Source organism: Pseudomonas sp. GB2N2, from assembly GCF_054897705.1.
In genome coordinates this window covers 726,979-749,372 of the sequence record NZ_CM142701.1, presented here as the reverse complement: position 1 = coordinate 749,372, position 22,394 = coordinate 726,979, and the positions used below count along the sequence as shown (strand labels likewise).

General features: G+C 60.4%; 19 protein-coding genes. 5 read left to right on the top strand and 14 right to left on the bottom strand.

What is annotated here, in order from left to right:
- Positions 1-5: 5 nt before the first annotated feature.
- From ACYZT4_RS03435 to ACYZT4_RS03410, 6 genes are all read right to left on the bottom strand, one after another.
- Positions 6-1,208, bottom strand: a complete 1,203-nt coding sequence (locus ACYZT4_RS03435; protein ID WP_461985249.1) for an HlyD family secretion protein — start codon at positions 1,206-1,208, stop codon at positions 6-8.
- Between the two features lie 15 nt (positions 1,209-1,223).
- On the bottom strand, positions 1,224-2,693 hold the full coding sequence (locus tag ACYZT4_RS03430; protein ID WP_461985247.1) for an efflux transporter outer membrane subunit: 1,470 nt from the start codon (positions 2,691-2,693) through the stop codon (positions 1,224-1,226).
- Positions 2,690-3,163: a MarR family winged helix-turn-helix transcriptional regulator gene (locus tag ACYZT4_RS03425; protein WP_461985245.1), complete on the bottom strand. Its 474-nt coding sequence runs from the start codon at positions 3,161-3,163 to the stop codon at positions 2,690-2,692. The genes ACYZT4_RS03430 and ACYZT4_RS03425 overlap by 4 nt, the downstream gene beginning before the upstream one ends.
- Before the next feature lie 235 nt (positions 3,164-3,398).
- Positions 3,399-7,067 (bottom strand): translocation/assembly module TamB domain-containing protein, encoded by a 3,669-nt coding sequence (locus ACYZT4_RS03420; protein ID WP_461985243.1) that lies wholly within the window; start codon positions 7,065-7,067, stop codon positions 3,399-3,401.
- Positions 7,064-8,791 carry an autotransporter assembly complex protein TamA gene (locus ACYZT4_RS03415; RefSeq protein ID WP_461985242.1) on the bottom strand — a complete coding sequence of 576 codons (1,728 nt, stop codon included), beginning with the start codon at positions 8,789-8,791 and terminating at the stop codon, positions 7,064-7,066. The genes ACYZT4_RS03420 and ACYZT4_RS03415 overlap by 4 nt, the downstream gene beginning before the upstream one ends.
- An 88-nt stretch (positions 8,792-8,879) precedes the next feature.
- Positions 8,880-9,530, bottom strand: a complete 651-nt coding sequence (locus ACYZT4_RS03410) for a GNAT family N-acetyltransferase (protein ID WP_461985240.1) — start codon at positions 9,528-9,530, stop codon at positions 8,880-8,882.
- Between the two features lie 176 nt (positions 9,531-9,706).
- Between ACYZT4_RS03410 and xthA the strand changes: the two genes are divergently transcribed.
- Both xthA and ACYZT4_RS03400 read left to right on the top strand, forming a co-directional pair.
- Positions 9,707-10,519 carry an exodeoxyribonuclease III gene (gene xthA / locus ACYZT4_RS03405; RefSeq protein WP_461985238.1) on the top strand — a complete coding sequence of 271 codons (813 nt, stop codon included), beginning with the start codon at positions 9,707-9,709 and terminating at the stop codon, positions 10,517-10,519.
- 191 nt (positions 10,520-10,710) lie between these two features.
- Positions 10,711-12,051 carry a substrate-binding domain-containing protein gene (locus ACYZT4_RS03400; protein ID WP_461985237.1) on the top strand — a complete coding sequence of 447 codons (1,341 nt, stop codon included), beginning with the start codon at positions 10,711-10,713 and terminating at the stop codon, positions 12,049-12,051.
- 33 nt (positions 12,052-12,084) lie between these two features.
- Here ACYZT4_RS03400 and ACYZT4_RS03395 read toward each other — a convergent pair whose 3' ends face one another.
- Positions 12,085-12,603, bottom strand: a complete 519-nt coding sequence (locus ACYZT4_RS03395; protein ID WP_461985235.1) for an ankyrin repeat domain-containing protein — start codon at positions 12,601-12,603, stop codon at positions 12,085-12,087.
- Between the two features lie 96 nt (positions 12,604-12,699).
- Positions 12,700-14,538 carry a long-chain-acyl-CoA synthetase gene (locus ACYZT4_RS03390; protein WP_461985233.1) on the bottom strand — a complete coding sequence of 613 codons (1,839 nt, stop codon included), beginning with the start codon at positions 14,536-14,538 and terminating at the stop codon, positions 12,700-12,702.
- A 342-nt stretch (positions 14,539-14,880) separates the two neighbouring features.
- Here ACYZT4_RS03390 and ACYZT4_RS03385 point away from each other — a divergent pair, with 342 nt between their 5' ends.
- A complete protein-coding gene (locus ACYZT4_RS03385; RefSeq protein WP_222585371.1) occupies positions 14,881-15,159 on the top strand; it encodes a DUF3509 domain-containing protein in 279 nt (92 codons plus the stop codon).
- Between the two features lie 100 nt (positions 15,160-15,259).
- On the opposite strand, the gene mtnC is transcribed toward ACYZT4_RS03385, so the two are convergent.
- The 5 genes from mtnC to aroC are packed head-to-tail and all read right to left on the bottom strand — an operon-like array spanning position 15,260 to position 19,395.
- Positions 15,260-15,943 carry an acireductone synthase gene (mtnC, locus tag ACYZT4_RS03380; RefSeq protein WP_461985231.1) on the bottom strand — a complete coding sequence of 228 codons (684 nt, stop codon included), beginning with the start codon at positions 15,941-15,943 and terminating at the stop codon, positions 15,260-15,262.
- A 4-nt stretch (positions 15,944-15,947) separates the two neighbouring features.
- Positions 15,948-16,493 carry a 1,2-dihydroxy-3-keto-5-methylthiopentene dioxygenase gene (locus ACYZT4_RS03375; RefSeq protein ID WP_461985229.1) on the bottom strand — a complete coding sequence of 182 codons (546 nt, stop codon included), beginning with the start codon at positions 16,491-16,493 and terminating at the stop codon, positions 15,948-15,950.
- A 13-nt stretch (positions 16,494-16,506) separates the two neighbouring features.
- Positions 16,507-17,127 (bottom strand): methylthioribulose 1-phosphate dehydratase, encoded by a 621-nt coding sequence (locus tag ACYZT4_RS03370; protein WP_461985227.1) that lies wholly within the window; start codon positions 17,125-17,127, stop codon positions 16,507-16,509.
- Positions 17,124-18,275 (bottom strand): MFS transporter, encoded by a 1,152-nt coding sequence (locus ACYZT4_RS03365; protein ID WP_461985225.1) that lies wholly within the window; start codon positions 18,273-18,275, stop codon positions 17,124-17,126. Before ACYZT4_RS03365 ends, ACYZT4_RS03370 begins: the two co-directional genes overlap by 4 nt.
- A 28-nt stretch (positions 18,276-18,303) precedes the next feature.
- Positions 18,304-19,395, bottom strand: coding sequence for a chorismate synthase (gene aroC, locus ACYZT4_RS03360; protein WP_461985223.1), 1,092 nt, complete (start codon positions 19,393-19,395; stop codon positions 18,304-18,306).
- A gap of 129 nt (positions 19,396-19,524) precedes the next feature.
- Between aroC and ACYZT4_RS03355 the strand changes: the two genes are divergently transcribed.
- Positions 19,525-20,478, top strand: coding sequence for an alpha/beta hydrolase (locus ACYZT4_RS03355; RefSeq protein ID WP_461988537.1), 954 nt, complete (start codon positions 19,525-19,527; stop codon positions 20,476-20,478).
- 99 nt (positions 20,479-20,577) lie between these two features.
- A complete protein-coding gene (locus tag ACYZT4_RS03350) occupies positions 20,578-21,369 on the top strand; it encodes a hypothetical protein (RefSeq protein ID WP_461985221.1) in 792 nt (263 codons plus the stop codon).
- A 49-nt stretch (positions 21,370-21,418) separates the two neighbouring features.
- Here the strand turns inward: ACYZT4_RS03350 and prmB are convergent, their stop codons facing one another.
- Positions 21,419-22,327: a 50S ribosomal protein L3 N(5)-glutamine methyltransferase gene (gene prmB, locus ACYZT4_RS03345; RefSeq protein WP_461985219.1), complete on the bottom strand. Its 909-nt coding sequence runs from the start codon at positions 22,325-22,327 to the stop codon at positions 21,419-21,421.
- Between the last annotated feature and the right edge of the window lie 67 nt (positions 22,328-22,394).

Sequence of the window (22,394 nt, the reverse complement as noted above, 5' to 3'; positions counted from 1 at the left end):
GCAAATCAGCGTTGCACGGTTTTGCTGACTGCAGCGCTGTTGTCGTGGATCAACTGCGTGATCATCGCGTCAGCCTCGGCCAATTGACGGTCATACACGTTGGTGCTGAACGAGGCCTTTTGCGGCGGCTGTTGCGCCAGGACCGGGCCGCTCTGATCGTGCAGGTTCACATCGACCTGAGTCGACAGGCCCACGCGCAATGGGTGTTTTGCCAACTCTTGGGCGTTGATGTGAATGCGCACCGGCACTCGCTGCACGATCTTGATCCAGTTGCCGGTGGCGTTTTGCGCCGGCAGCAAGGCAAAGGCGCTACCGGTGCCCGCACCAAGGCTGTCGATGGTGCCGCTGAACTTCACGTCGCTACCGTACAGGTCAGCTTCGATATCCACCGGCTGACCGATGCGCATGTCACGCAGTTGGGTTTCCTTGAAGTTGGCGTCGATCCACAGTTGATCCAGCGGAATCACCGCCATCAGCGCGGTGCCCGGCTGGACCCGTTGACCCAGTTGCACGGAGCGTTTAGCAACGTAGCCAGTCACCGGCGCGATCAAGGTGCTGCGCGAGTTATTCAGGTAAGCCTGACGCAATTGCGCGGCCGCCGAAATTACGTCCGGGTGCGACGACACCACGGTGTCATCGACCAGCGCGCTGGTGGTTTTCAGTTGCTGTTTCGCGTTGGCCAAGGCGTTTTGTGCCGAGGTCAGGTCGTCACGGGCGTGGGACAGTTCTTCCTGGGAAATTGCCCCGCCAGCAGCAAGGTTTTTTCGGCGGGTGAAGTTGTCCTGCGCCTTCTGCACTTCAGCCTGCTGCGCGTTGACCTGGGCTTTCATGCCGTCGACGTTGCTGTACAAGCCGCGAACCTGGCGCACGGTGCGGGCCAGATTGGCCTGGGCACTTTGCAGGCCGACTTCGGCGTCGTTCGGGTCGAAATTGACCAATACCTGGCCTTCGTGAACCAGATCGCCGTCATCGGCGCCGATGCTCACGACGGTGCCGGTGACGAGCGGGGTGATTTCCACCACGTTGCCGTTCACGTAGGCGTCGTCGGTGCTTTCGTTCCAGCGCCCGTAGAATTCGTGATAACCCCAGACGCCGATCGCGGCGAGGATCACCACGATGGCCAGGATCACCAGCATGATTTTGCGTTTGCGCGGGTTACTGGTGTCTGGTGCGTTGTCAGCGGTTTGGGGATTTTCTGCAGTGGCCATGACCATTACCTTGAATTAGTTGTGCTGCGTGGCTGGGGTTGCGTTGGCCGCGGTCAGGGTGTCGCCCTGAAAACCGCCGCCCAGCGCTTGCATCAGTTGAATCGACAGATCGATCTGCTCGGCATTCAGGTTGGCCAGCTGACGCTGGGCCTGGAGCAATTGCTGCTCGATGCTGAGCACGTCCAGATAGTTTCCGATGCCGGAACCGTAACGCTGGACCACGGTGTTGTAGGAGTCCTGGGCAATGTCGGTCGCATGTTGCTGAGCGCCGATCTGCCGGCCGATGTCGCGCAACTGGTTGATCGTGTCACTGACATCACCCAGCGCTTTCACCAGGCTTTTGTTGTACTGCGCCACCGCGAGGTCGTAGTCGGCGTCGCGGGAATCGAGGTCGGCGCGCAAACGGCCGCCATCGAAAATCGGTACAGAGATCGTCGGCGCAATGTTGAAGAACCGACTGGCGGAACCGAACATCGCGTCGCCCAATAAGGATTCGGCACCGGCAGCAGCGCTAAGGTTCAGGTTCGGATAAAACTGGGTCTTGCCAGCGGCAATGTTCTTGCTCGCCGCCTCGACCCGCCAGCGCGCAGCCACCAGGTCAGGACGACGGCCCAGCAGCTCGGCGGGCAGTACCGATGGCAAGGCGACGGCGCTGGCCTGGAGAATTTTCGGGCGGACGATTTCATTGCCTCGGTCCGGGCCTTTGCCCAGCAATACCGCCAAAGTAATTTTCGCGCTTTGCAGGCGTTTTTCGGCGTCGATCAGACTGGCTTCGGAGGTCGCTTCGAGGCTTTGGGTTTGCTGGAACTGGTACTGGCTGTCGATCCCGGAGCTCAAGCGACGCTGGCTCAGGTCGAGCATTTGTTTGGTGCGCTTGAGGTCTTCCTGCGCCAGGTCATGAACAATGTGCGCCTGGCCCAGATCGCTGTAGGCGCGAGCGACATCGGCCGCCAGGGTCAGTTGCGCCGACTGCTGATCGACTTCGGCAGCGCGAGCCTGGCCCAGCGCGGCTTCCCAGGCGTCGCGCTGACCACCCCAGAGATCGAAGTTGTAATTGAAGCTGGCGCCGATGTTACGCACGGTGGCGTACGCACCACCCTCGCCCCTCGGATCCTGATCGCGGGACAGGCGGGAACGGCTGACGCCGGCGCTGGCATCCAGCGTTGGCATGCGCGCAGCGTCGGCGGCGTATGCGGCGGCGCTGGCCTGATGGGCGCGGGCGTCGGCGATCTGCATGTCGGGGCTGTCGTGCAGGGCTTCGCGGATCAGGCCGTCGAGTTGCGGGTCACCGAGGCTTTTCCACCAGTCGCTTTTCGGCCAGGCCGCCGCCGACAGGGTCACGCCACTCAGGGATTGCCCGGCCTTGAGGGTTTTCGCATCGAGGCTCTGGCCTTCGGTGGTCAGGCCGCTGTAACTGGCGCAACCGGCCAGGGTCATGGCGGCGAGCACCAGGCTCAGGCCGGTACGCAAGACGTTGCTGCTCATTTGTCACCTACCCGCAGCAGCGTGATCGAGTCACCGGCTGCCACTAAAATTTTCTTCAGGATCCGTTCCAGGGTTTCCAGTTCTTGCGGGGTGATCGCACCGGCCAGTTCGTTCATGGCGTCGGCACCGATTTCCGGCAAGCGGCCAGCCAGTTGCTGGCCTTGCTCAGTTAACACAAGCTGCACCTGACGTCGGTCTGCTTCAGAGCGTTGGCGGGCGAGGAAGCTTTTCTGTTCCAGACGATCGAGCATGCGGGTCATCGAACCGCTGTCGAGGGACAGGTGCCGGCACAGTTCGGCCGGGGTATCGACGCCGTACTGGGCCATGATGATCAGCACTTTGAACTGCGCGGCGGTGATGCCGTGGGGCTCCATGTGCGTATCAATGATCCGGTCCTTGAGCAGCGCAGCCCGCCCGAGGAGGAGACCGAGATGGCAATTCTTGAATTCGTCGGGGGTGAAATGTTTCATCGAGTCACCGATTAGCTGCCTAGGCAGAGAATGTATGACGAGATGTTACTGCCTAGGCAGCGAATGTCAATGTATTAGTTAGGTTGCTTTGTATTTAGCGGATAAATGGTGTCGGATTTTGTGCCATGCACACTGACGCCATCGCTGGCAAGCCCAGCTCCCACAGGGGTTTCGGTAAACCTGTGGGAGCTGGCTCGCCAGCGATGGGAGCCATTCGGTTTTGAGAGGACGGGGTTTAGAAATCTCGCTTGTAGAAGATATCCAGGGAACTGGCCACGCCACCCGCCGCTTCGAGGTACACCTTTTTGCTCAACTTGTAGCGCAAGGCAATGGTGTTGGCCGGCTCAAATACGCCAACCCCGTATCGAAGGCTGAGCTTCTCAGAGAGATTGCCGCTGGCAACCACGCTGGTGGTGTTGCCACTGCCTTGGGTGTCGAGCTGGAAATCCTGAATCCCCAGGTCGTTTGCCAGTTTGCCGGTCACCCCGGAGCTGCCCATCAAGCCCAGCCCCAGCGCGGCCTGCGCCAGCATGTTGTTGTCCTCACCGGTGGTGCTCAACGGACGCCCCAGCACCAGATAGGACAAGGCCTGTTCCTGGCTCATCGCCGGTTCGGAGAAAATCTGTGTGGTTGGCTGCTCGGCGCTGCCACTCAAGCGAATACCGGCAATCACGTCATCGGTCTGGCGAATCGCCTCGATGTCCAGATAGGGCTGATCGATTGGCCCGGCAAACAACAGGCGCGCGCGGCGCACCGTCAGCCGCTGGCCGTAGGCGCGGTAACGCCCGTCGTTGAGCCACAGCTCGCCGCGGGTGTCCATGTTGTCGCCAATGTGCACGTGCCCTTGCAGGTTCGCGGTCAGGCCAAACCCGGCAAAGCTCAGTTTGTCCTCGCCGACCACCACATCGATGTCCATTTTCATCGCCAGCGGCGGTTTGCCCTCTGCGGTTTGTTGGCCGATGATCACCGTGTCATCGGAGACCTTGACCGTCGATGGCGGCAATTCGCGCACGATGATTTCACCCTTCGGCACCCGCACTTTGCCGGAGATGGCGAGTTCATCCCCTTTCATCAAAATCTTCAGGTCCGGCGCCATTTCCAGTTTGGCGTACGGCTCGACAGAGACCGGTAATTGCGTGCCCTTGAGCGCCAGATCCACCACCAGCGCCTGACCCCAGGCGACGTTGCCGTTCAGGCTACCCTGCCCGCTCTTGCCGCTTTTCCAGCCGCCGTTCAGCTGCACGGTTTCGCCAGCGATCACCGCTTGCAGTTGCAGGGCCTGAATGTCCACCGGCAACTCAGGGCCAGAGATTTCACCGTCGCTGAGCAGCAGATTGCCGTTCACCAACGGCGCCATCAGCGTGCCGGCAATTGTGCCGCTGCCATTCAGGCGCCCGCTCATTTTCTCAACCATCGGCACAAACGGCCGCGCCACGGACAGATCGAGTCCATTGAGACGGAACGCGCCGCTCAGCGGTTTGTTTTTCGCCAGCGGATTGATCTGCGCCTGCACATTCAGTTCGCCGAGTTTGCCGCCGACGAAGTTGAGGTCGGAATCGATGCGCTTGGGCGTGAGTTTGCTGGTCAGTTTCAGGGTCTGGTACGGGAAGTCCAGCCACTGATCCTTGTCCTTGATACGCAGCGTGCCGTCGCTGGCGTCGAGGCTGACCTGGCCATTCGGGCCGCTGGCCGGCAGGTCCAGTTGCAGGTCGGCGTTGAGCTGGCCCTTCCAGGCGAAATCCTTGGGTAACCACTGCGCGAGGCTGTCGATCGGGAATTGTTTGAGGTGGAAACGCAACTTCGGCTCCGGCATCAGGCGCTGGTCTTCACCGCACAAACTGGCCGGCCCGGACATCCAGCAATGTGCGCCGAGGTTGATTTTGCCGTCCGCCAAGCGTTCCAGTTTCGCTGGACCTTGCAGCTTCCAGTCCTGACCGCCGGCCTGGATATCGCCATTAGACAGACGCCCGCGCCAGTTGCCTTTGTCCAGATTGCCGTCGACGCCGAGCGCCAGTTTCAGTTGAGTACCTTGCAGATCAAGTGCCAGTTTCTGGTTGTTGATATCGCCTTGGCCGCTCGCCGTCAGCGTGCCCAGCGCGGTGTCGCCGGCCTGAATGCCACTGCCCTTGAAGTCGATTTTCGCCCGTTGCGCGCTGTCGAGTGTCGCGTCGAGATTCAAGCTTTGCAGGCGATTTTCTTCGAATGCCAGTTGCGTGCCTTGCAGCCCGAGCTTGCCTTGCGGCGCCTTGAGCGTGCCAGCGACATCGACGCGACCGTTGAGTTGGCCGCGCAGTTGCGGCCATAGCTGGGCCAGGCGCGGCAGTTTGATGTCGATCTGGCCAACGAGCTTGTGTTGCAGGCTGCCCTTGCCGGTGACGCTGTTGTCGCCCAGTCGAATCTGCAGCGCGTTGAGATTCCATTGCTCGCCACCGCCATCGGCCTTGGCTTGCAGAATCGCCGGTTGCCCTCGCAATTTTCCTTTCAGATCGAGGTCCGCACTCAGGCTGAGCTTTTCATTCTTCATCTCGCCTGTGCTGCGCAACGGTCCTGCCAACGTGCCGGGCAATTGCGCGACCCAGTACGCCGGGTTGATCGCCGACAGGTCGAGCGCGGTGTCCCAGGCGATGCCATCGGCAAATTGCAGGTTCAGGTGCCCGTCGGCCTTGCCCTGCCCGGCCACGAGCTGAATCTGTTGCAGGTAGATCTTCGTCAGGTCTCCGGCGAACGGGCTGCTCAGGCTGAACGCCCCGGCCGGACCATCCAGCGCAGCTTTGAAGTTGCCGAGGTAGTTGCCGTCGGTGTAGGAAACTTCACCGTTGAAGCTGCGCAGGGCCACTTCCGGCTCGTCGATCAACGGGTAGAGCCGATGCCAAGGGAAATCCAGCCAATCGATTTTTGCCTGGGCGCTGAAACCCTTGCTCCAGTCCAGAACCCCTGAGAGCTTGAGGCTTTGCTTGTCGTTGGCCGTCAGATCGAGGCCGGCGATTTGCGCGCCGTTGGCGTCGACTTTGCCTTGCAGCAACAGCGCGACCGGGCCTTTCTCGGCGGGCAGCGTCGCGGTGCCGCGCAACTGATAACCGTTTTTCAGGTCGCCGTCGCCGGTGAGTTCAAGTTGATTAAGTTGCAGGGTGTCCGGTAGATCGGCGCTGGGCTTGAAGCCGTCCGCCGTGATCCGCACTTTGGCCGGCAGGTTTTCCACCAGCGGTTGCAATTCACCGGTCAACTGGCCGTTCAGGTAACCGTGGCTGTCGGCCTTGAGGTTGAGGGTTTTCAGCAGGTCGCCGTCGACTTTCAGGTCCAGCGTCCACGGCTCGGGGGCCGGCAGCGTCAATTTGCCCTCGGCGTTCAGCGGCCAGTTGCCACCGGGTTGCAGCAGGCCTGAAAGGTTAAGGCTCAGGTCGTCCCGTTGCAGGCTCACGGAATCGATGCGCAAACCCTGCTCAGTCCAGTGCGCCGCCAGTTGCAGGCCCTTAAGTTCTTCGCTGCCGTTGAACAGCAGGCTGCCGACCTGTACGTCCCCCAGTTCGATCGCCAATGGCAATTTCAAGTCAGGCAGGGTGATCGGGCCGCTGCCGGGTTCGTCAGTGCCGGGCGGGAATTGCAGGCTGACCTGATCCGCTTTCAATTGCCCGATGCACAGGGTCATGCGCGTCAGGCACAACGGTGACCAGGCGAAAATCACCTTGTCCAGTTCGACCCGACGGGTGCCCTGCTGCCAGAGCAGATGGTCGGCGCTCCACTGCCCGCCCAGCCGACCCTGGAAGTTCTCGACGGTCAAACCCGGCACAAATCCCAGCGCCCAGCGGCTCCCGGTCGCCGTGCCGAGTACCGTGGTCACGGCCAGCAGCACCAGCATCAACAGCGCGGGAATCGCCAGCAGCGTTACTTTCAAACCACGCGTCACAGCTCAGGCCCCATGGAAAAGTGCAGTCGAATGCCGCCGTCGTCGTCCAGCGCATGGGCCAGGTCGAGGCGGATCGGCCCCACGGGAGACACCCAGCGTACACCGATGCCGACACCGGTCTTGAGGTCGGGCAGTTCGAGTGTGTTGAAGGAGTTGCCTTGGTCGATAAACGTGGCGACCCGCCATTTTTCGGCGATGGAGTATTGATACTCGACGCTGCCGGCAACCATGTAGCGGCCGCCGATGCGGTCGCCGTCGGAATTTTCCGGGGACAGGCTCTGATAATCGTAACCGCGCACGCTCTGATCGCCACCGGCAAAGAAGCGCAGCGACGGCGGCACCGAGCTGTAGCCGTTGGTGGCGCTGCCGCCCACCTGAACCCGCCCGAGGAAACGGTGTTTATCGAACACCGTGGTCAGGCCTTTCACCAGCGCGGTGCCGTAAACCAGGTTCGTGTCGGAACCCAAGCCTTCCTTGGCCACTTTGGTTTCGAATTGCAGGCGATAGCCGTTGTGCGGATCGATGCGGTTGTCGCTTTTCAGGTAGGAATAGCTGACGCCGGGCATCAGCAACGTACTCAGGCCCGAGTCGTCGCCGAGTCGATATTCTTCACGTTGCCATTTCAGCGACACCACGCGCTGCCAGCCGCTGGGCAGCTTGCTGTGCCATTCCGGGCCGATCGTCAGCAGTTTGCTCAGGCTGTCCTTGTCGGCGATTTCCTCGCTCTGATAGCCGCCGGCGAAACGCAATTTGTCGGTCAATGGCGGATCGAGCGGAATGTCGTAGAACACGCCGACGTTTTGCCGGGGCGCCGAAATTTCAGTTTCCCAGCCATAGCTGTGGCCTTGCGGGTTGACCCAGTGGCGAGTCCAGTTAGCCTTGACCCGCGGGCCGACGTCAGTCGAATAACCCAGGCCGAGGCCCATTGTCCGGGGTTTGCGAGTTTCGAGCTTGACGTCCACCGGGATCACGTCGTTCTTTGATGCGGTCGGCGCGGCATCGACTCGCACGCCCTCGAAATAGCCGCTGGATTGCAGGTTCTGGTTCAGTTCGGCAATCAATTCCGAGTCGTAAGGATCACCGGCCTTGAACGGCACCATGCGCTGCAGCAAGTCTTCGTCGAACGGCGTGTCGCCTTCGAAACTGACGTTGCCCATGGCGTAGCGCGGGCCGCTGTTGTAGATCAGTTCGATGTCGGCGACACCAGCGCGCGGGTCGACCGCCAGTTTCTGTTTGGTGAAATAGCCACTGAAGAAGCCATAGCGCGACGCCTGATTCTGGATCAGGCGCTTGGCGTCTTCGTAGCGACCATGATTGAGCACCGCGCCGGTTTTCAGCGCGTCAGTTTTAGGTACACGAAAGGCTTTGAGAGAGGCCGCTGGACCGTCGATGCGAATCGTGACGTTGCGCAAATGCACGGGCTCGCCGGGATCGATTTTCATGATCAGGCGTGGCTTGTCGCCGCCCTTGACGTCGGTGTCGATCTGCGGCTGGTAATAGCCCAAGGCCTGGGCGGCCTTGCGCGCCTGCTCTTCGGCGCCACGACTGAAGCGCAGCAACGCTTGCTCGTCACGATCGCCGAGGCTACCGATATAGCCTTCTATATTGGCCTTCAGTTCATCGTTGGACGGTTTGATCCGCACATCCAATTCACTTTGCGCCAGCGCCGCGCAGCTGGTAATCAGCATCAGCACGCCGCTGGTTATTCTTCCTGGAAACTTCATAGGCGCGGATGCTATCACGAGCGGGAGAGCGCGATAGAGCCTCGCATGGTGCGAAAGTTCTATCGTTTATGCCGCAGTTATGCGGAAGTTATGCCGAGGCGGTTTGCAGCACCTGCGGATTGGCGTGGAAAAACACATGCTCGCGGATCGGCCCGACAGCCACTTCGCCAATTTCCTCATACCCCTGACGTTTATAGAATTCCAGATAACGCGGATTCCCGGTGTCGAGCACCACGCCTTCAGAGTGCTCATCGACCGCGCACCAGTTGTGAACCGCTTGCAGCAGTTGTTCACCGAAGTGCTTGCCCTGGAATTGTGGGTGAATCCCCAGCAACGGCAGCAGGTGCACCGAGTCGGACGGCACGCACGCCATGACCGCTTCGTGGTATTCGAGGTAGCGACGGGTGCAGCGGAACCCGGTGCTGAGCACCATCCGCAGGCGCCAGGCCCAGCTTTCGGTGATGCCCAGGCGTCGTTGCGGCGGCGCGATCAGGGCGATGCCGATCAAACGGTCGTTGACCAGTAGACCGATGGCCGGCAAGTCCTGCAGAAAGTGCTGTTTGACCAGTTCGCGCACGGTGGCGCGCACGCGCTGTTCATAGCCGGGACGCTCGGCTTCGAACAGGTAACCAAACGTCGGCTCGTGGCGATAGGCCTGATACAGCAGCGAGCGGGCTTCGCGGGAATAGCCGCCGTCGAGCATGTGGATATCGGCAATGGCGGTCGAGGTTTCGGGCATAACGGTCATTCTCCCCGGCGCGGCTCGGGTGGCCGCGCTCTTATTGGTACGAGCCTGTGGGTGGCTTCACAGTTCCCAAGACAGGTATAGACCAAAGTCAGGATCTTTATCGACTGAACTGGCCCCAATCCCGCAGGTCGGCTAGCATCGCCCTTTTGCCCCAGGACCTGCCGACCATGAAGATCGTCTCCTTCAACATCAACGGGCTGCGCGCTCGCCCGCATCAGCTGGCGGCGCTGATCGAAAAGCATCAACCCGACGTGATCGGCCTGCAGGAGACCAAGGTCCACGACGACCAGTTCCCGCTGGCCGAGGTCCAGGCGCTGGGTTATCACGTGTATTTCCACGGGCAAAAAGGTCATTACGGCGTCGCACTGCTCTCGCGCAAGGAACCGCTGGCACTGCACAAAGGTTTCGTCACCGATGAAGAAGACGCGCAGCGTCGCTTAATCTGGGGCACGTTCGCCGACGCCAATGGCGTGCCAGTGACCATCATGAACGGCTATTTCCCACAGGGCGAAAGCCGCGACCACCCAACCAAATTCCCGGCCAAGCAACGTTTCTACAACGACCTGCAGCACTTGCTGGAAAGCCAGTTCAGCAACGAGCAGCCGGTGGTGGTGATGGGCGATGTGAACATTTCACCGGAAGACTGCGACATCGGTATCGGTGCGGACAACATGAAACGCTGGCTGAAAACCGGCAAATGCAGCTTTCTGCCGGAAGAACGCGAGTGGATGGCGCGCCTGAAGAACTGGGGCCTGGTGGACAGTTTCCGCCATCTGAACCCGGACGTGACCGACCGTTTCAGCTGGTTCGACTACCGCAGCCGCGGGTTTGAGGACGAGCCGAAGCGAGGTCTGCGGATCGACGTCATCATGGCCTCCCACGGCTTGTTGCCGCGAGTGAAGGATGCCGGCGTGGACTACGAACTGCGCGGCATGGAAAAACCGTCGGATCATGCGCCGATCTGGCTTGAGTTGAGCTGATTACTCCCTGTCCATTCAGATCCACTGTGGGAGCGAGCCTGCTCGCGAAAGCGTCGTGTCATTTGACATAAATGGTGCTGACACACCGCTATCGCGAGCAGGCTCACTCCTACATTGGATATTTGTCATCTTTTCGACATCTTACTGACTTAATCTCCCCGCACTTTCTTTGGCTTTTATAAGGTGCGGGCATGATGCTGCGCGTGTTCTTCCTGTTGATGCTGAGCGCCGGACTGCCCATCAGCGCGCCGGCCGTTGAATTGCCGACGCCTCAACAGGGCCCGGTGCTGCGCATCCAGGGTTCCAACACCATCGGCGCGGCACTGGGCCCGGCGCTGGTCGAGGGCTTGATGCGCGAGCAAGGGCTGCTCAAGGTGCACCGCGAAGCCCTGGATACCCCCAACGAACTGAGGGTGGTCGGCGAAACCGCACAGGGGCGACGGGTCGAGGTGCAAGTCGCAGCCCACGGCTCCAGCACGGGTTTCACCGCCCTGAAAAACGCCACCGCAGACCTCGCCGCCTCTTCGCGCCCGATCAAGGACAACGAACTGCTGGCCCTGCAGTCACTCGGCGATCTGAAGAAACCTGGTGCCGAGCAGGTCATTGCCATCGATGGCCTCGCAATCATCCTGCATCCGCAAAACCCGCTGAACCAACTCGACACCGAGCAACTGGCGCGCATCTTCAGCGGCGAAGCGACCACCTGGGAAGAACTCGGCAGCCGCGGCGGGACGATTCATTTGTATGCGCGGGATGATCAGTCGGGCACTTACGACACATTCAAGGAAGTGGTCCTCAGCCGTCGTGGAAAAACCCTGAACAATGCAGCGAAACGCTTCGAATCCAGCGAGCAATTGTCCGACGCCGTCAGCCTCGACCCACAAGGCATCGGATTCATCGGCCTGCCTTACGTGCGTCAGGCCAAAGCCGTGGCGATCGTCGATGGCCAGTCCCAAGCGATGTTGCCGCTGAACAGCCTGATCGCCACGGAAGACTATCCGCTGTCGCGCCGACTGTTCTTTTATTTGCCGCCCAACGAAAAAAACAGTTGGGCCGACGCACTGGTGGCGTTTGCCCAAAGCAGCAAGGGCCAGGCCATCGTCGCGGCCAACGGGTTTATCGCCCAGACCGTGCAGGCGATGACCGTCACGCCGAATGCGTTGATGCCCGAGGGCTATCAGGCGCTCAGCCGCCATGCCCAGCGCTTGAGCGTGAATTTTCGTTTCGAGGAAGGCAGCGCGACCCTGGATAACAAGGCCCGGCAAGACCTGACGCGGGTGCTCGATTACCTCAAGCAGAACGGCAAGACCGACCGGGAGGTCGCGTTGGTGGGGTTTGGCGACGCCAAGAGCGATCCGGCGCGGGCTGACCTGCTGTCAAAACTGCGGGCAATGGCGGTGCGGCGGGAATTGGTGAAGAACGGCGTGGTATTTCGCGAGATTCGCGGCTTTGGCGCCGAGATGCCGGTGGCGGCAAACAGTGCAGACGAGGGGCGGATCAAGAATCGGCGGGTTGAGGTTTGGGTGTATTGAGCCGATCCCACAGGGGATCGGCGTATGGACTCATCAGCCGAGCAACTTCTCCAACTGCGCCGTGGTATCTACCGCGCCCAACGTTTTCGCGGCGTCCAGCGCGGTCACGCCATTGCTGTCCTTGGCCTTCGGATCGGCGCCTTTGCCGATCAGGTAATCAACGATTTCCACGCGGTTAAACATCGCGGCCATCATCAGCGCCGTGCGGCCGTCGAATGAGGCGCCCTCCACCAGTGCACCGCCTTCGACCAAGGCCTTGACCACCGCCAGATCACCTTTGAACGCCGCACCGGCGATTGGGCTCTGACCGTTGTCATTGCGGATCTCCGGATCAGCCTTGTGCTCGAGCAGGACTTTCACGGTGTCCACATGGCCGTGATACGAGGCGAGCATCAACAAGGTGTCGCCCTTGTGATTGCGCAGGTTCGGCGGCAGGCCTTTGCTCAGCAGCGCGGCCATCATCGCTGCATCGCCCTGGCGCGCCTTGTTGAAAACCTGTTCGGCAAACTCGGCGGCTTCTTCCGGGGTCATCTGGCGGCTTTGGTCGGACATTGGAAACTCCACTGACAGTTATTCGCAAAGTCGACAGTTTCCCGAGCGGCCCCGGCGCTGTCACTTGTTTTTTCTCAAGGGCGGCCATAGCCAAGTTCAATAGCGGTATTGACCCTCGTGGATTTGCATCACCAACTGCTCAGTGACTTGCACGTAAGTATCAGTCCCCGGCAGCCAGGCGTAGATCGGATCGTCACCGGTCTTGTTCGGGTCGAAGGCTTCGTCCTTGAGTCGGGTCTTCTGGTATTTGAAAGTGCCGGTGGTCTCCATTTTCAGTTTCACCCGCAGGAACAACGGCACGGCGTACGCCGGCATGTGCTCGCGGGCGAAGGCCAGCAGCTCGCTGAAGTCCAGGGTCGCCAGGGACTCGGCGGGCGTGATCGCCGCCATGCCCGCACGCCCGTTGGTATTGCGCACTTCCACGCCATACGCCACGGCTTCGGAGATATTCGGGTGCTGCAAGAGGATGTTCTCGACTTCGGTGGTCGAGACGTTTTCACCTTTCCAGCGATAGGTGTCGCCCAGGCGATCAACGAACTGTGCGTGACCAAAACCGATGTTGCGCAGCAAGTCACCGGTGTTGAAATAGCGGTCGCCCTGCTCGAAGACGTCATGCAGCACGACCTTTTCGGTCTTCTGCGGATCGGTGTAGCCGTCCAGTGGCGCCTTGTCGTCGATCTTCGCCAGCAACAAGCCCTGCTCGCCCTTGGCCACTTTACGCATGAAGCCGTTGGTGCCACGAATCGGCGTGCCGCTGTCATGGTCATACGCCGCCAGCTCCCAGGACATCAGGGAAAAACCGACGGTGTTGTCGAAGTTGAGAATATTGGTGAATCCGATGTTGCCGTCGCTGGCGGCGTACAACTCGCAAATGTGCCTGACGCCAAAGCGCGTCTTGAACTCGCGCCAAGCACCCGGGCGCAGGCCGTTGCCGATCATCTTCTTCACGCCGTGCTGGCTGTCGTCGGCACTTGGCGTTTGATCGACGAGGTAGCGGCACAATTCGCCGACGTAACCGAGGGTGGTCGCGCGGTAGTGGCGCACATCACTCCAGAACCGGCTGGCGCTGAACTTGCGGCGAATGGCGAAACCCGATGCGCCACTGATGGCCGAGCCCCAGCACACGCAGAGCCCGGTGGCGTGATACAGCGGCAGGGTGCAATAAACGATGTCCTCGGGGCGCATGTCCAGCGCGATCAAGCCAAAACTCGCGGAGCTGCGCATCCAGCGGCCATGCTTGAACACGCCGGCCTTGGGCAACCCGGTGGTGCCGGAGGTGTAGATGTAGAAACATGGGTCGTCGAAAAACACCTGCTGACTGCTGAGCGGGTTATCGATGCTGCCATTCAGACACGCCGTCATCAGGTTGATGAAGCCGTCAGGCGCAGTGCCCGGTTGGCAATAGGTATCTTGATCGGCGATAAACCAGGTGCGTGCCGCGTCGATCGAGACGCGGTCGCGGACTGCGGAAAACGCCGGGACCAGCTCTTCACCGACGATGATGGCCGCAGGCGCCACCAGGTCAAGGCTATGGGCCAGGGCATCGCGAGTCTGCGAAGTATTGAGCAGCGCGCTGATCGCGCCGACCTTGCCCACGGCCAGAATCGCCACCAGCAGTTCCGGGCGGTTTTCGATGAACACCGCCACGACATCGCCCTTGCTAATGCCTTGGGCGATCAGGTGATGGGCCATGCGATTGGCCCACTGGTTGACCTGCGAGTACGTCAGCATCCGGTTGCCCTGTAGCAATGCCGGGCCATCCGGATTGCGCAAGGTCGCTTGCTCGAAGCTCCAGCCGAGACCACACGTCTGGGTCGGGTCTGTGACGTTGGCTGCTTTCATGCCCTTCACCACCCGCGGGATGACCCTGGCAATCGAAGGCAGTTTGCGGAGCATCATGCTCCAGGTAATCGTGTCGTGCGTGGTGCGGCTCATGCTTGCTCCCGTTCGATCTTTTTATTGTCGGGCGGCGGTGATTGAGCCCGAAAATACGTCAACGGTTCTGAAGCTGTACACGCGGTTTTTGAAATGTTTTGTATCCGCGGACGCGGCAATGAAACACGCGAGTACCGAGGGTTCGAATGGTTCCATCAAATCTTCATCGATCTCGCAAAATGCAGGGTGCACGATGGCCTTTCATGCAGTTTGCACGAAAGCAAAAAATCGCATAAAAATTAAGTTATTGATTTATATGGATTTTAAATAATTCAGGTGCTGGCACAATCACTGCAACTACCTCTGCATGCTTGCCATTAACGAGCTTACGGAGCTGAAAACATGAGCCTGATCCAAGAAAAATTTACCTCGCTGTTCTCCAACTTCGAAGTCACCACCCAACCTCGTCCGGACGGTGGCATTCTGCTGACCCTGCGCAGCAACGAAGGGAAAGTATTTAAACGTTCGATTTCCTACCAGCAATTGCATGCCGGTGATCAGCTGTCGTGGGTGATCAGCGCCATCCGCCGCGACCTGGCCGAACAAGCCAGTGAACTGCCGCAGATTTCCATGCTGCAAAGCCAGCAACGTTTCGCGCTGCCGACTTATCACTCGGCGTAAAACGTTAAACGCTGCAAACGAACAGGCCGTGAAAGCTTCCGCTTCACGGCCTGAGTTGTTTCTGAAACTGCGCAAACCCCACAGGGTATGTATACGGCGGCTAGAATGCGGAAGGGTTGATATCGGCGAAGCTGTCCACGGTCACATGCCCCGCCAACTCCCCGCCCTCGCGAGCCAGCCCGCAAGTTGCCATCCCCGCCCCACGCGCCGCGTCCAGCTCCTCGACGATGTCTGACAGAAACAAAATCTGCGAAGCTTCAACGCCGATAGCCTGGGTAATGCGCTGGTAAGACTGCGCTTCCCGCTTCGGCCCCGAGGTGGTGTCGAAATAGCCGCTGAACAACGGCGACAGATCCCCCGCCTCGGAGCAGCCGAAAATCAGTTTCTGCGCCTGAATCGAGCCAGAAGAATAAACAAACAGTTTGAAACCTTGTTGATGCCAGCGCTTCAACGTTTCGACGGCGTCCGGATAAACATGACCTTTCAACTGCCCGGCCTGATAACCCTGCGCCCAGACCATGCCTTGCAGCGCCTTGAGTGGCGTGGCTTTGCGGTCTTCGGCGATCCAGCCGAGAAGGATTTCAATGATGCGCTCGACGTCGGCGTCCGGCTCATCGCTGTCCCGGCGCACGGCGTCCATTTGCTCAGCCACATCGGCGCGCGTGGCCTGTTGGCGAACGAAGTCCGGCAGGTGCTTCGCGGCGTAGGGAAACAGCACGTCGAACACAAAACTCACCGCGCTGGTGGTGCCTTCGATGTCGGTGAGAATCGCTTTGATCGGCATCGACTCAGTCCTCCAGACGCGGGAAGCGGCTGGCGATGTCTTCGCCGGTGAAGTTGGCGACCCAGCCTTCGGCATTGTTGAACAAGCGAATCGCGACGAAATGCGGATGCTCGCCCATGTCGAACCAGTGCGGCGTGCCGGCCGGCACCGAGATCAGGTCGTTCTTTTCACAGAGCACGGCGTACACGTAATCGTCAATGTGCAGGGTAAACAAGCCACGACCGGCGACGAAAAATCGTACTTCGTCTTCGCCATGGCGGTGCTCGTCGAGAAATTTGGCGCGCAGCTCGACTTTTTGCGGGTGATCGCTGTTCAGGCTAATGACATCGACGGTGATGTAACCGCGTTCGGTCATCAGCTTGTCGATCTGTTCCTGGTACGCGGCGATCACGTCTTCCTGGCTGGCGCCCGGCTGGATTTTCGCCGCCGCTTGCCAGCGGTCGAAACGTACGCCCTGCTCGGCCAGCGTCGAGGCGATGTCTTCGAAATGGGTCAGCACCTTGTTCGGAATGTCAGGGCTGGAGACGTGGTAAACGGACAGGCTGCTCATCAGGGCAACTCCTTTAACGCTGTAGGATCGAACGCGTCTTCAACTCGCACTCGAACAAAAATTCAAAGGCCTCGATCTGCCGTAGCGCATCGCTCATGCGCGCGCCCCAAGTGTAGAGGCCATGGCCGCGAATCAGATAGCCGACGCAATCGGGATGCGCTTCCAGCCAAGGCTGCACCTTGGCGGCGAGGCGCGCAATGTCTTGATCGTTGTCGAAAATCGGCACGCGCACCCTGGATTCGTGGGTCGAGACGCCGCTGAAGGCTTTCTGCAATTCGTAATCTTCGAACTCGATGAAGTCTTCAGGCGTCAGACGCGACAACACCGTAGCGTTCACCGAATGGGTGTGCAGCACCGCGCCGATCTCCGGGCGCCAGTTGTAGAGCTGGGTGTGCAGCAGGGTTTCGGCAGACGGTTTTTTGCCTGGTTCCAGGCTGTTGCCCGACAGGTCCGTGGCCAGCACATCGTCAACACCCAACTGGCCTTTGTGCTTGCCGGACACGGTCAGCAGCGCTTGCGTTGGCGACAGGCGTGTCGAATAGTTGCTGCTGGTGGCCGGCGACCAGCCGCGTCCATACAGAAAACGCCCGGCATCGATGATTTCCTGGGCGAGGTGTTCACGGGTAAGGCTCATGGCCGCTCCTCTTGCATACGTGTGGCAATGATAACGGCAGCAGCGAAGGCTGCGAGACTGGCAATACTAAAGGTGAACGTGGCGCCAAGGGCATTCCAGCTGTAACCGGAGTACAACGCGCCGAGTGCGCCGCCGGTGCCGGCCAGCGCGGCGTACAACGCTTGGCCCTGCCCTTGCTGGCGTGCACCGAAGCTACGTTGCACGAACTGGATGGCAGCCGCGTGAAAACTGCCGAACGTCGCCGCATGCAGCACCTGGGCAAACAGCAGTACCCAAACGAACTCGGCGAACGACCCCAGTAACAACCAGCGCAATGCCGCCAGCAGAAAACTCGCCAGCAGCACCCGGCGCACGGAAAAGCGCGCCAGAATCCGGCTCATGGCCAAAAACATCAAGACTTCGGCGACCACGCCGAGCGCCCAGAGCATACCGATCAGGCCACGGCTGTAACCCAAATGCTCCAGGTGCAAGGTCAAAAAGGTGTAATACGGACCGTGGCTCATCTGCATCAGCGCCACACACCCGTAGAACGCCAACACGCCGGGACTGCGCAGTTGCTTGAGAAAGCCATCACCCGCCAGGCGTTCGCCCGGTACCGGTTGCGCGTTCGGCACCCACAGGCTGCTGACGACGATGCCGGCCATGATCAGCACCAGCGCCACCGGGTAGATGTCGAGGCTGAGCCATTCGAACAAGCGTCCCAGCGCGACCACGGTAATGATGAAACCGATGGAACCCCACAGGCGAATCTGGCTGTAGCGCTGGGTCTGGCCCTTCAAGTGCGCCAGGGTAATGACTTCGAACTGCGGCAGCACCGCGTGCCAGAAGAACGCGTGCAACGCCATGACCATCGCCAGCCAGGCGTAGGTCTTGCTGACGAAAATCAGTGAGAACGTCAGCAAGGTGCACACCGCGCCGAAACGCACGATGGCCAGGCGCCGGCCGGTGTAGTCTCCGAGCCAGCCCCAGATATTCGGCGCCACGCAGCGCATCAGCATCGGGATCGCCACCAGTTCGCCAATGCGCGCGGGGGAAAACCCGAGGTGATCGAAGTACAGCGCCAGAAACGGCGCGGTCGAACCGAGCAAGGCGAAATAGAACAGATAGAAACTGGAGAGCCGCCAGTACGGCAGCGTCGCCACGGCCATCAGACCGCAGCGACTGTGAGGTCAGCCATTAGAGCTGACCCAGCACCGGCGTGCTCACGCGCACATTGGCGTTCTGCCCGCGATGGCGCAGCAGGTGATCCATCAGCACGATGGCCATCATCGCCTCGGCAATCGGCGTGGCGCGGATGCCGACGCATGGGTCATGACGGCCCTTGGTGATGACGTCCACCGGGTTGCCATGGATGTCGATGGAACGGCCCGGCGTGGTGATGCTGGAAGTCGGCTTCAACGCGAGGTGCGCCACTATGGGCTGCCCCGAAGAAATGCCGCCAAGAATACCGCCGGCGTTGTTACTGAGGAAACCTTCCGGGGTCATTTCATCACGGTGTTCGGTGCCGCGCTGGGCAACGCTGGCAAAACCGGCGCCGATTTCCACGCCTTTGACCGCGTTGATGCTCATCAAGGCATGGGCCAGTTCGGCGTCGAGACGATCAAAAATCGGCTCGCCAAGGCCCGGCATCACGCCTTCGGCAACGACGGTGATTTTCGCGCCGACCGAATCCTGGTCGCGGCGCAACTGGTCCATATAGGCTTCCAGTTCCGGCACCTTGTCCGGATCGGGGCAGAAAAATGCGTTGTCTTCCACCGAATCCCAGGTCTTGAACGGGATTTCGATCGGGCCCAGCTGGCTCATGTAGCCACGAATGACGATGCCCTGGGTGGCCAGGTATTTCTTGGCAATCGCGCCGGCCGCCACGCGCATCGCGGTTTCCCGCGCCGAGCTGCGACCGCCGCCGCGGTAATCGCGCTCGCCGTATTTGTGGTGGTAGGTGTAGTCGGCGTGGGCTGGGCGGAACAGGTCCTTGATCGCCGAGTAGTCCTTGGACTTCTGGTCGGTGTTGCGGATCAACAGGCCGATGGCGCACCCGGTGGTGCGGCCTTCGAACACGCCGGAGAGGATTTCGACTTCGTCGGCCTCCTGGCGCTGGGTAGTGTGACGGCTGGTGCCGGGCTTGCGGCGATCGAGGTCGCGCTGCAAATCCTCCAGGGAAATCTCCAGACCCGGCGGGCAGCCGTCGACAATGGCGACCAACGCCGGACCATGGCTTTCGCCTGCGGTGGTGACAGTGAACAGCTTGCCGTAGGTATTGCCGGACATGCAGGACGCTCCGTGAAATGAACCTGAATACGTAATGCGCGCCAGTATACGCAGGCTACCCAAGTAGTTCATCCTCGAACCTTATGGGTGCCTGCGAGTCCAACCGGCATCTTCGTGAATGATGGCGTGATGATGCTGCGAGTTTTAGCCTTGAGCCTTACTTTGTTTACCGGTTTCGTCCAGGCCACTGTCCTGCAACGGCCGATCACGCTGGATACCGGCAGCGGCGAGCTGTTCGGCTCGCTGTTGCTGCCGAAATCCGACGACCCCGTGCCCGTTGTCCTGATCATTTCCGGCTCCGGTCCTACGGATCGTGACGGCAACAACCCTGACGGCGGACGCAATGACAGCCTGAAACGACTGGCGTGGGTGCTGGCCAAGCACAACATCGCCAGCGTGCGTTACGACAAGCGCGGTGTGGCGGCGAGCCTCGCGGCGACCCCGGACGAACGCAATCTGTCGGTGGAAGCCTATGTCGCCGATGCTGAAGCCTGGGGGCGCAAGATCAAGTCCGATCCGCGTTTCGGCAAGCTGATCCTGCTGGGCCACAGCGAAGGTGCGTTGATCGCCAGCCTCGCGGCGCCGAGCATTGATGCCGCCGCGGTGATATCCATGTCCGGCAGCGCCCGGCCGATTGATCAGGTGTTGCGTCAACAATTGAGCAATCGCTTGCCACCGCCCTTGATGCTGCGCAGCAATGAACTGCTCGACAGCCTCAAGGCCGGTCACACCGATGACGATGTCCCGCCGCAATTGCAGGTGATTTTCCGCCCGAGCGTGCAGCCCTACCTGATTTCCTTGTTCCACCAGGACCCGGCGGGCGCGTTCGCCCAATTGAAAATGCCGGCGTTGATTATTCAGGGCAGCAACGACATTCAGGTCGGCGTTAACGACGCCCGGCTGCTGAAAGCCGCGAAACCGGACGCGGAACTGGCGTTGATCGAGGGCATGAACCACGTCATGCGCATCGTGCCCAACGACGTCAAACGGCAATTGGCCTCTTATAAAGACCCGAATTTGCCACTGGCGGCCGAGCTCGGCACGCGAATCCTCGGGTTTATTGACGGACTTCGCGCCGGTTAAGCGCTGTTTGCCCTCCAGTCTTGCAAAAAACGGCCGATAAGCCTTTGTCGCCAGCGCCAAGACTGGCGGCCAGCAGAGCTTGGACAGGATCGCGCCGTTATGACTGAAACCCAGACTTCACCTGACACCACCGCTGACAAGAACGCCGCTCCAGCGGCCGAACTGCCATGGGCGGACGTCCACGTCGAGCACCACCGGATGCTCCGTCTGGCGCCATTGCAGACCGACCGCAACACCGGCGGACGGCCGCTGCGCTTTGTCGAATTCGGTTATGCCGAACGCAACGACAAGCAACACAGCCTGTTGCGCATGAGCATTTCGCTGCCCGGCCAACGCGTGCGCAAGGAACAGAACCACCTCGACGTGTGGGTCGATCACGCCAGCAAAACCGTGCGTTTCGGGCCTGACAGCGGTTTGCAGGTCGAGCCGATGAACCGTGGTATCGGGCGCTATATGGCGGCTCAAGGCATTACCTGGGCGAAAAAGCGTTGGGCCGGCTACACCGTCGACGGCACCGACCTTAATAACAAGGACGCGCTGAACGAAGACACGCGCCTGCGTCGCGATCACTTTCTGAAAGTGCATGGTTTTGAGGTGGTTTACGCTGACGCCCAGCATTTGAAGGGCAGCGTCAAAGCAGCACAGGTCGGCGATCTGCTCGCCGAATGGAACACCGAGAAGCTGCAGCAGGTGGAAATTCTCGAAGCGGCGCAGATGCTCCAGCAGGCGGAGCAGAACCTCGCCGAGCAAGAAGTGAAACTAAAGAAACACGAAGAAAAGGTCAGCAGGTACAAGCGTGAGGACGCAGGGCTGCGCTTCACGATTACGTGCCTGGTGGCGTTTGCGGTGTTTCAAGCGGGGTTGTTGATCTGGATTGCGACGCACAGGTAGATGATCGTTCCCACGCTCCGCGTGGGAACGATCAGGCAGCCTCCTCAGATCAGACGCGGGACGCGAATAGCGCCTGATGCTCGCGGCACTGCTCTTCCGTCAACATGAACACCCCATGCCCACCGCGCTCGAAATCGAGCCAGGCGAAGTCGACTTCCGGGTACAACGCCTCGACGTGAACCTGACTGTTACCCACCTCGACAATCAGCAAGCCCTTCTCGGTCAGATGATCCGCCGCCTCGGCGAGCATGCGGCGCACCAGGTTCAAGCCATCGTCGCCACACGCCAGTCCCAGCTCCGGCTCGTGCTGATATTCCTCCGGCATGTCGGCGAAATCTTCGGCATCGACATACGGCGGATTCGACACGATCAGGTCAAAACGCTGCCCCGGCAAACCCTCAAAACCATCGCCCTGAACGGTGTACACGCGCTCGTCGACGCCATGGCGCTCGATGTTTTTGTTCGCCACTTCCAGCGCCTCGAACGACAGATCGGCCAGCACCACTTCGGCATTCTGGAACTCGTACGCGCAGGCAATACCAATGCAACCGGAGCCAGTGCACAGGTCGAGAATCCGTGCGGGCGCGGCGCCGAGCCAAGGCGCAAAGCCCTTCTCGATCAGCTCGCCAATTGGTGAGCGCGGAATCAGCACACGCTCGTCAACGATGAACGACATGCCGCAGAACCACGCCTCACCCAACAGATAAGCCGTTGGAATCCGTTCTTCGATACGCCGCTTGAGCATGCGCTGCAACCGAACCAGCTCATCGTCTTCCAGGTTGCAGTCGAGGTAGCTGTCAGCAATTTCCCACGGCAAGTGCAGCGCACCCAACACCAGTTGACGGGCTTCGTCCCAGGCGTTGTCGGTGCCATGGCCGAAAAACAGATCCTCCCCATGGAAGCGGCTGACGGCCCAACGGATATGGTCACGCAGGGTACGAAGTCGGGAAGTGATCACGGGGGCAAACTCCAGAAAAAACGACTGACGATTCTACCAGCCAAATCGCGCCACGACGACGCAGGAA

Excerpts from the sequence above, each read along its gene's own strand:
- xthA (WP_461985238.1), top strand. The coding sequence starts at position 9,707 with ATGAAGATCGTCTCCTTCAACATCAACGGGCTGCGCGCTCGCCCGCAT.
- ACYZT4_RS03430 (WP_461985247.1), bottom strand. The coding sequence starts at position 2,693 with ATGAGCAGCAACGTCTTGCGTACCGGCCTGAGCCTGGTGCTCGCCGCC.
- ACYZT4_RS03425 (WP_461985245.1), bottom strand. The coding sequence starts at position 3,163 with ATGAAACATTTCACCCCCGACGAATTCAAGAATTGCCATCTCGGTCTC.
- ACYZT4_RS03365 (WP_461985225.1), bottom strand. The coding sequence starts at position 18,275 with ATGGCCGTGGCGACGCTGCCGTACTGGCGGCTCTCCAGTTTCTATCTG.
- aroC (WP_461985223.1), bottom strand. The coding sequence starts at position 19,395 with ATGTCCGGCAATACCTACGGCAAGCTGTTCACTGTCACCACCGCAGGC.
- ACYZT4_RS03390 (WP_461985233.1), bottom strand. The coding sequence starts at position 14,538 with ATGAGCCGCACCACGCACGACACGATTACCTGGAGCATGATGCTCCGC.
- ACYZT4_RS03385 (WP_222585371.1), top strand. The coding sequence starts at position 14,881 with ATGAGCCTGATCCAAGAAAAATTTACCTCGCTGTTCTCCAACTTCGAA.
- ACYZT4_RS03370 (WP_461985227.1), bottom strand. The coding sequence starts at position 17,127 with ATGAGCCTTACCCGTGAACACCTCGCCCAGGAAATCATCGATGCCGGG.
- ACYZT4_RS03410 (WP_461985240.1), bottom strand. The coding sequence starts at position 9,530 with ATGCCCGAAACCTCGACCGCCATTGCCGATATCCACATGCTCGACGGC.
- ACYZT4_RS03355 (WP_461988537.1), top strand. The coding sequence starts at position 19,525 with ATGATGCTGCGAGTTTTAGCCTTGAGCCTTACTTTGTTTACCGGTTTC.
- ACYZT4_RS03435 (WP_461985249.1), bottom strand. The coding sequence starts at position 1,208 with ATGGCCACTGCAGAAAATCCCCAAACCGCTGACAACGCACCAGACACC.
- ACYZT4_RS03375 (WP_461985229.1), bottom strand. The coding sequence starts at position 16,493 with ATGAGCAGCCTGTCCGTTTACCACGTCTCCAGCCCTGACATTCCGAAC.
- mtnC (WP_461985231.1), bottom strand. The coding sequence starts at position 15,943 with ATGCCGATCAAAGCGATTCTCACCGACATCGAAGGCACCACCAGCGCG.
- ACYZT4_RS03395 (WP_461985235.1), bottom strand. The coding sequence starts at position 12,603 with ATGTCCGACCAAAGCCGCCAGATGACCCCGGAAGAAGCCGCCGAGTTT.
- ACYZT4_RS03400 (WP_461985237.1), top strand. The coding sequence starts at position 10,711 with ATGATGCTGCGCGTGTTCTTCCTGTTGATGCTGAGCGCCGGACTGCCC.
- ACYZT4_RS03415 (WP_461985242.1), bottom strand. The coding sequence starts at position 8,791 with ATGAAGTTTCCAGGAAGAATAACCAGCGGCGTGCTGATGCTGATTACC.
- ACYZT4_RS03350 (WP_461985221.1), top strand. The coding sequence starts at position 20,578 with ATGACTGAAACCCAGACTTCACCTGACACCACCGCTGACAAGAACGCC.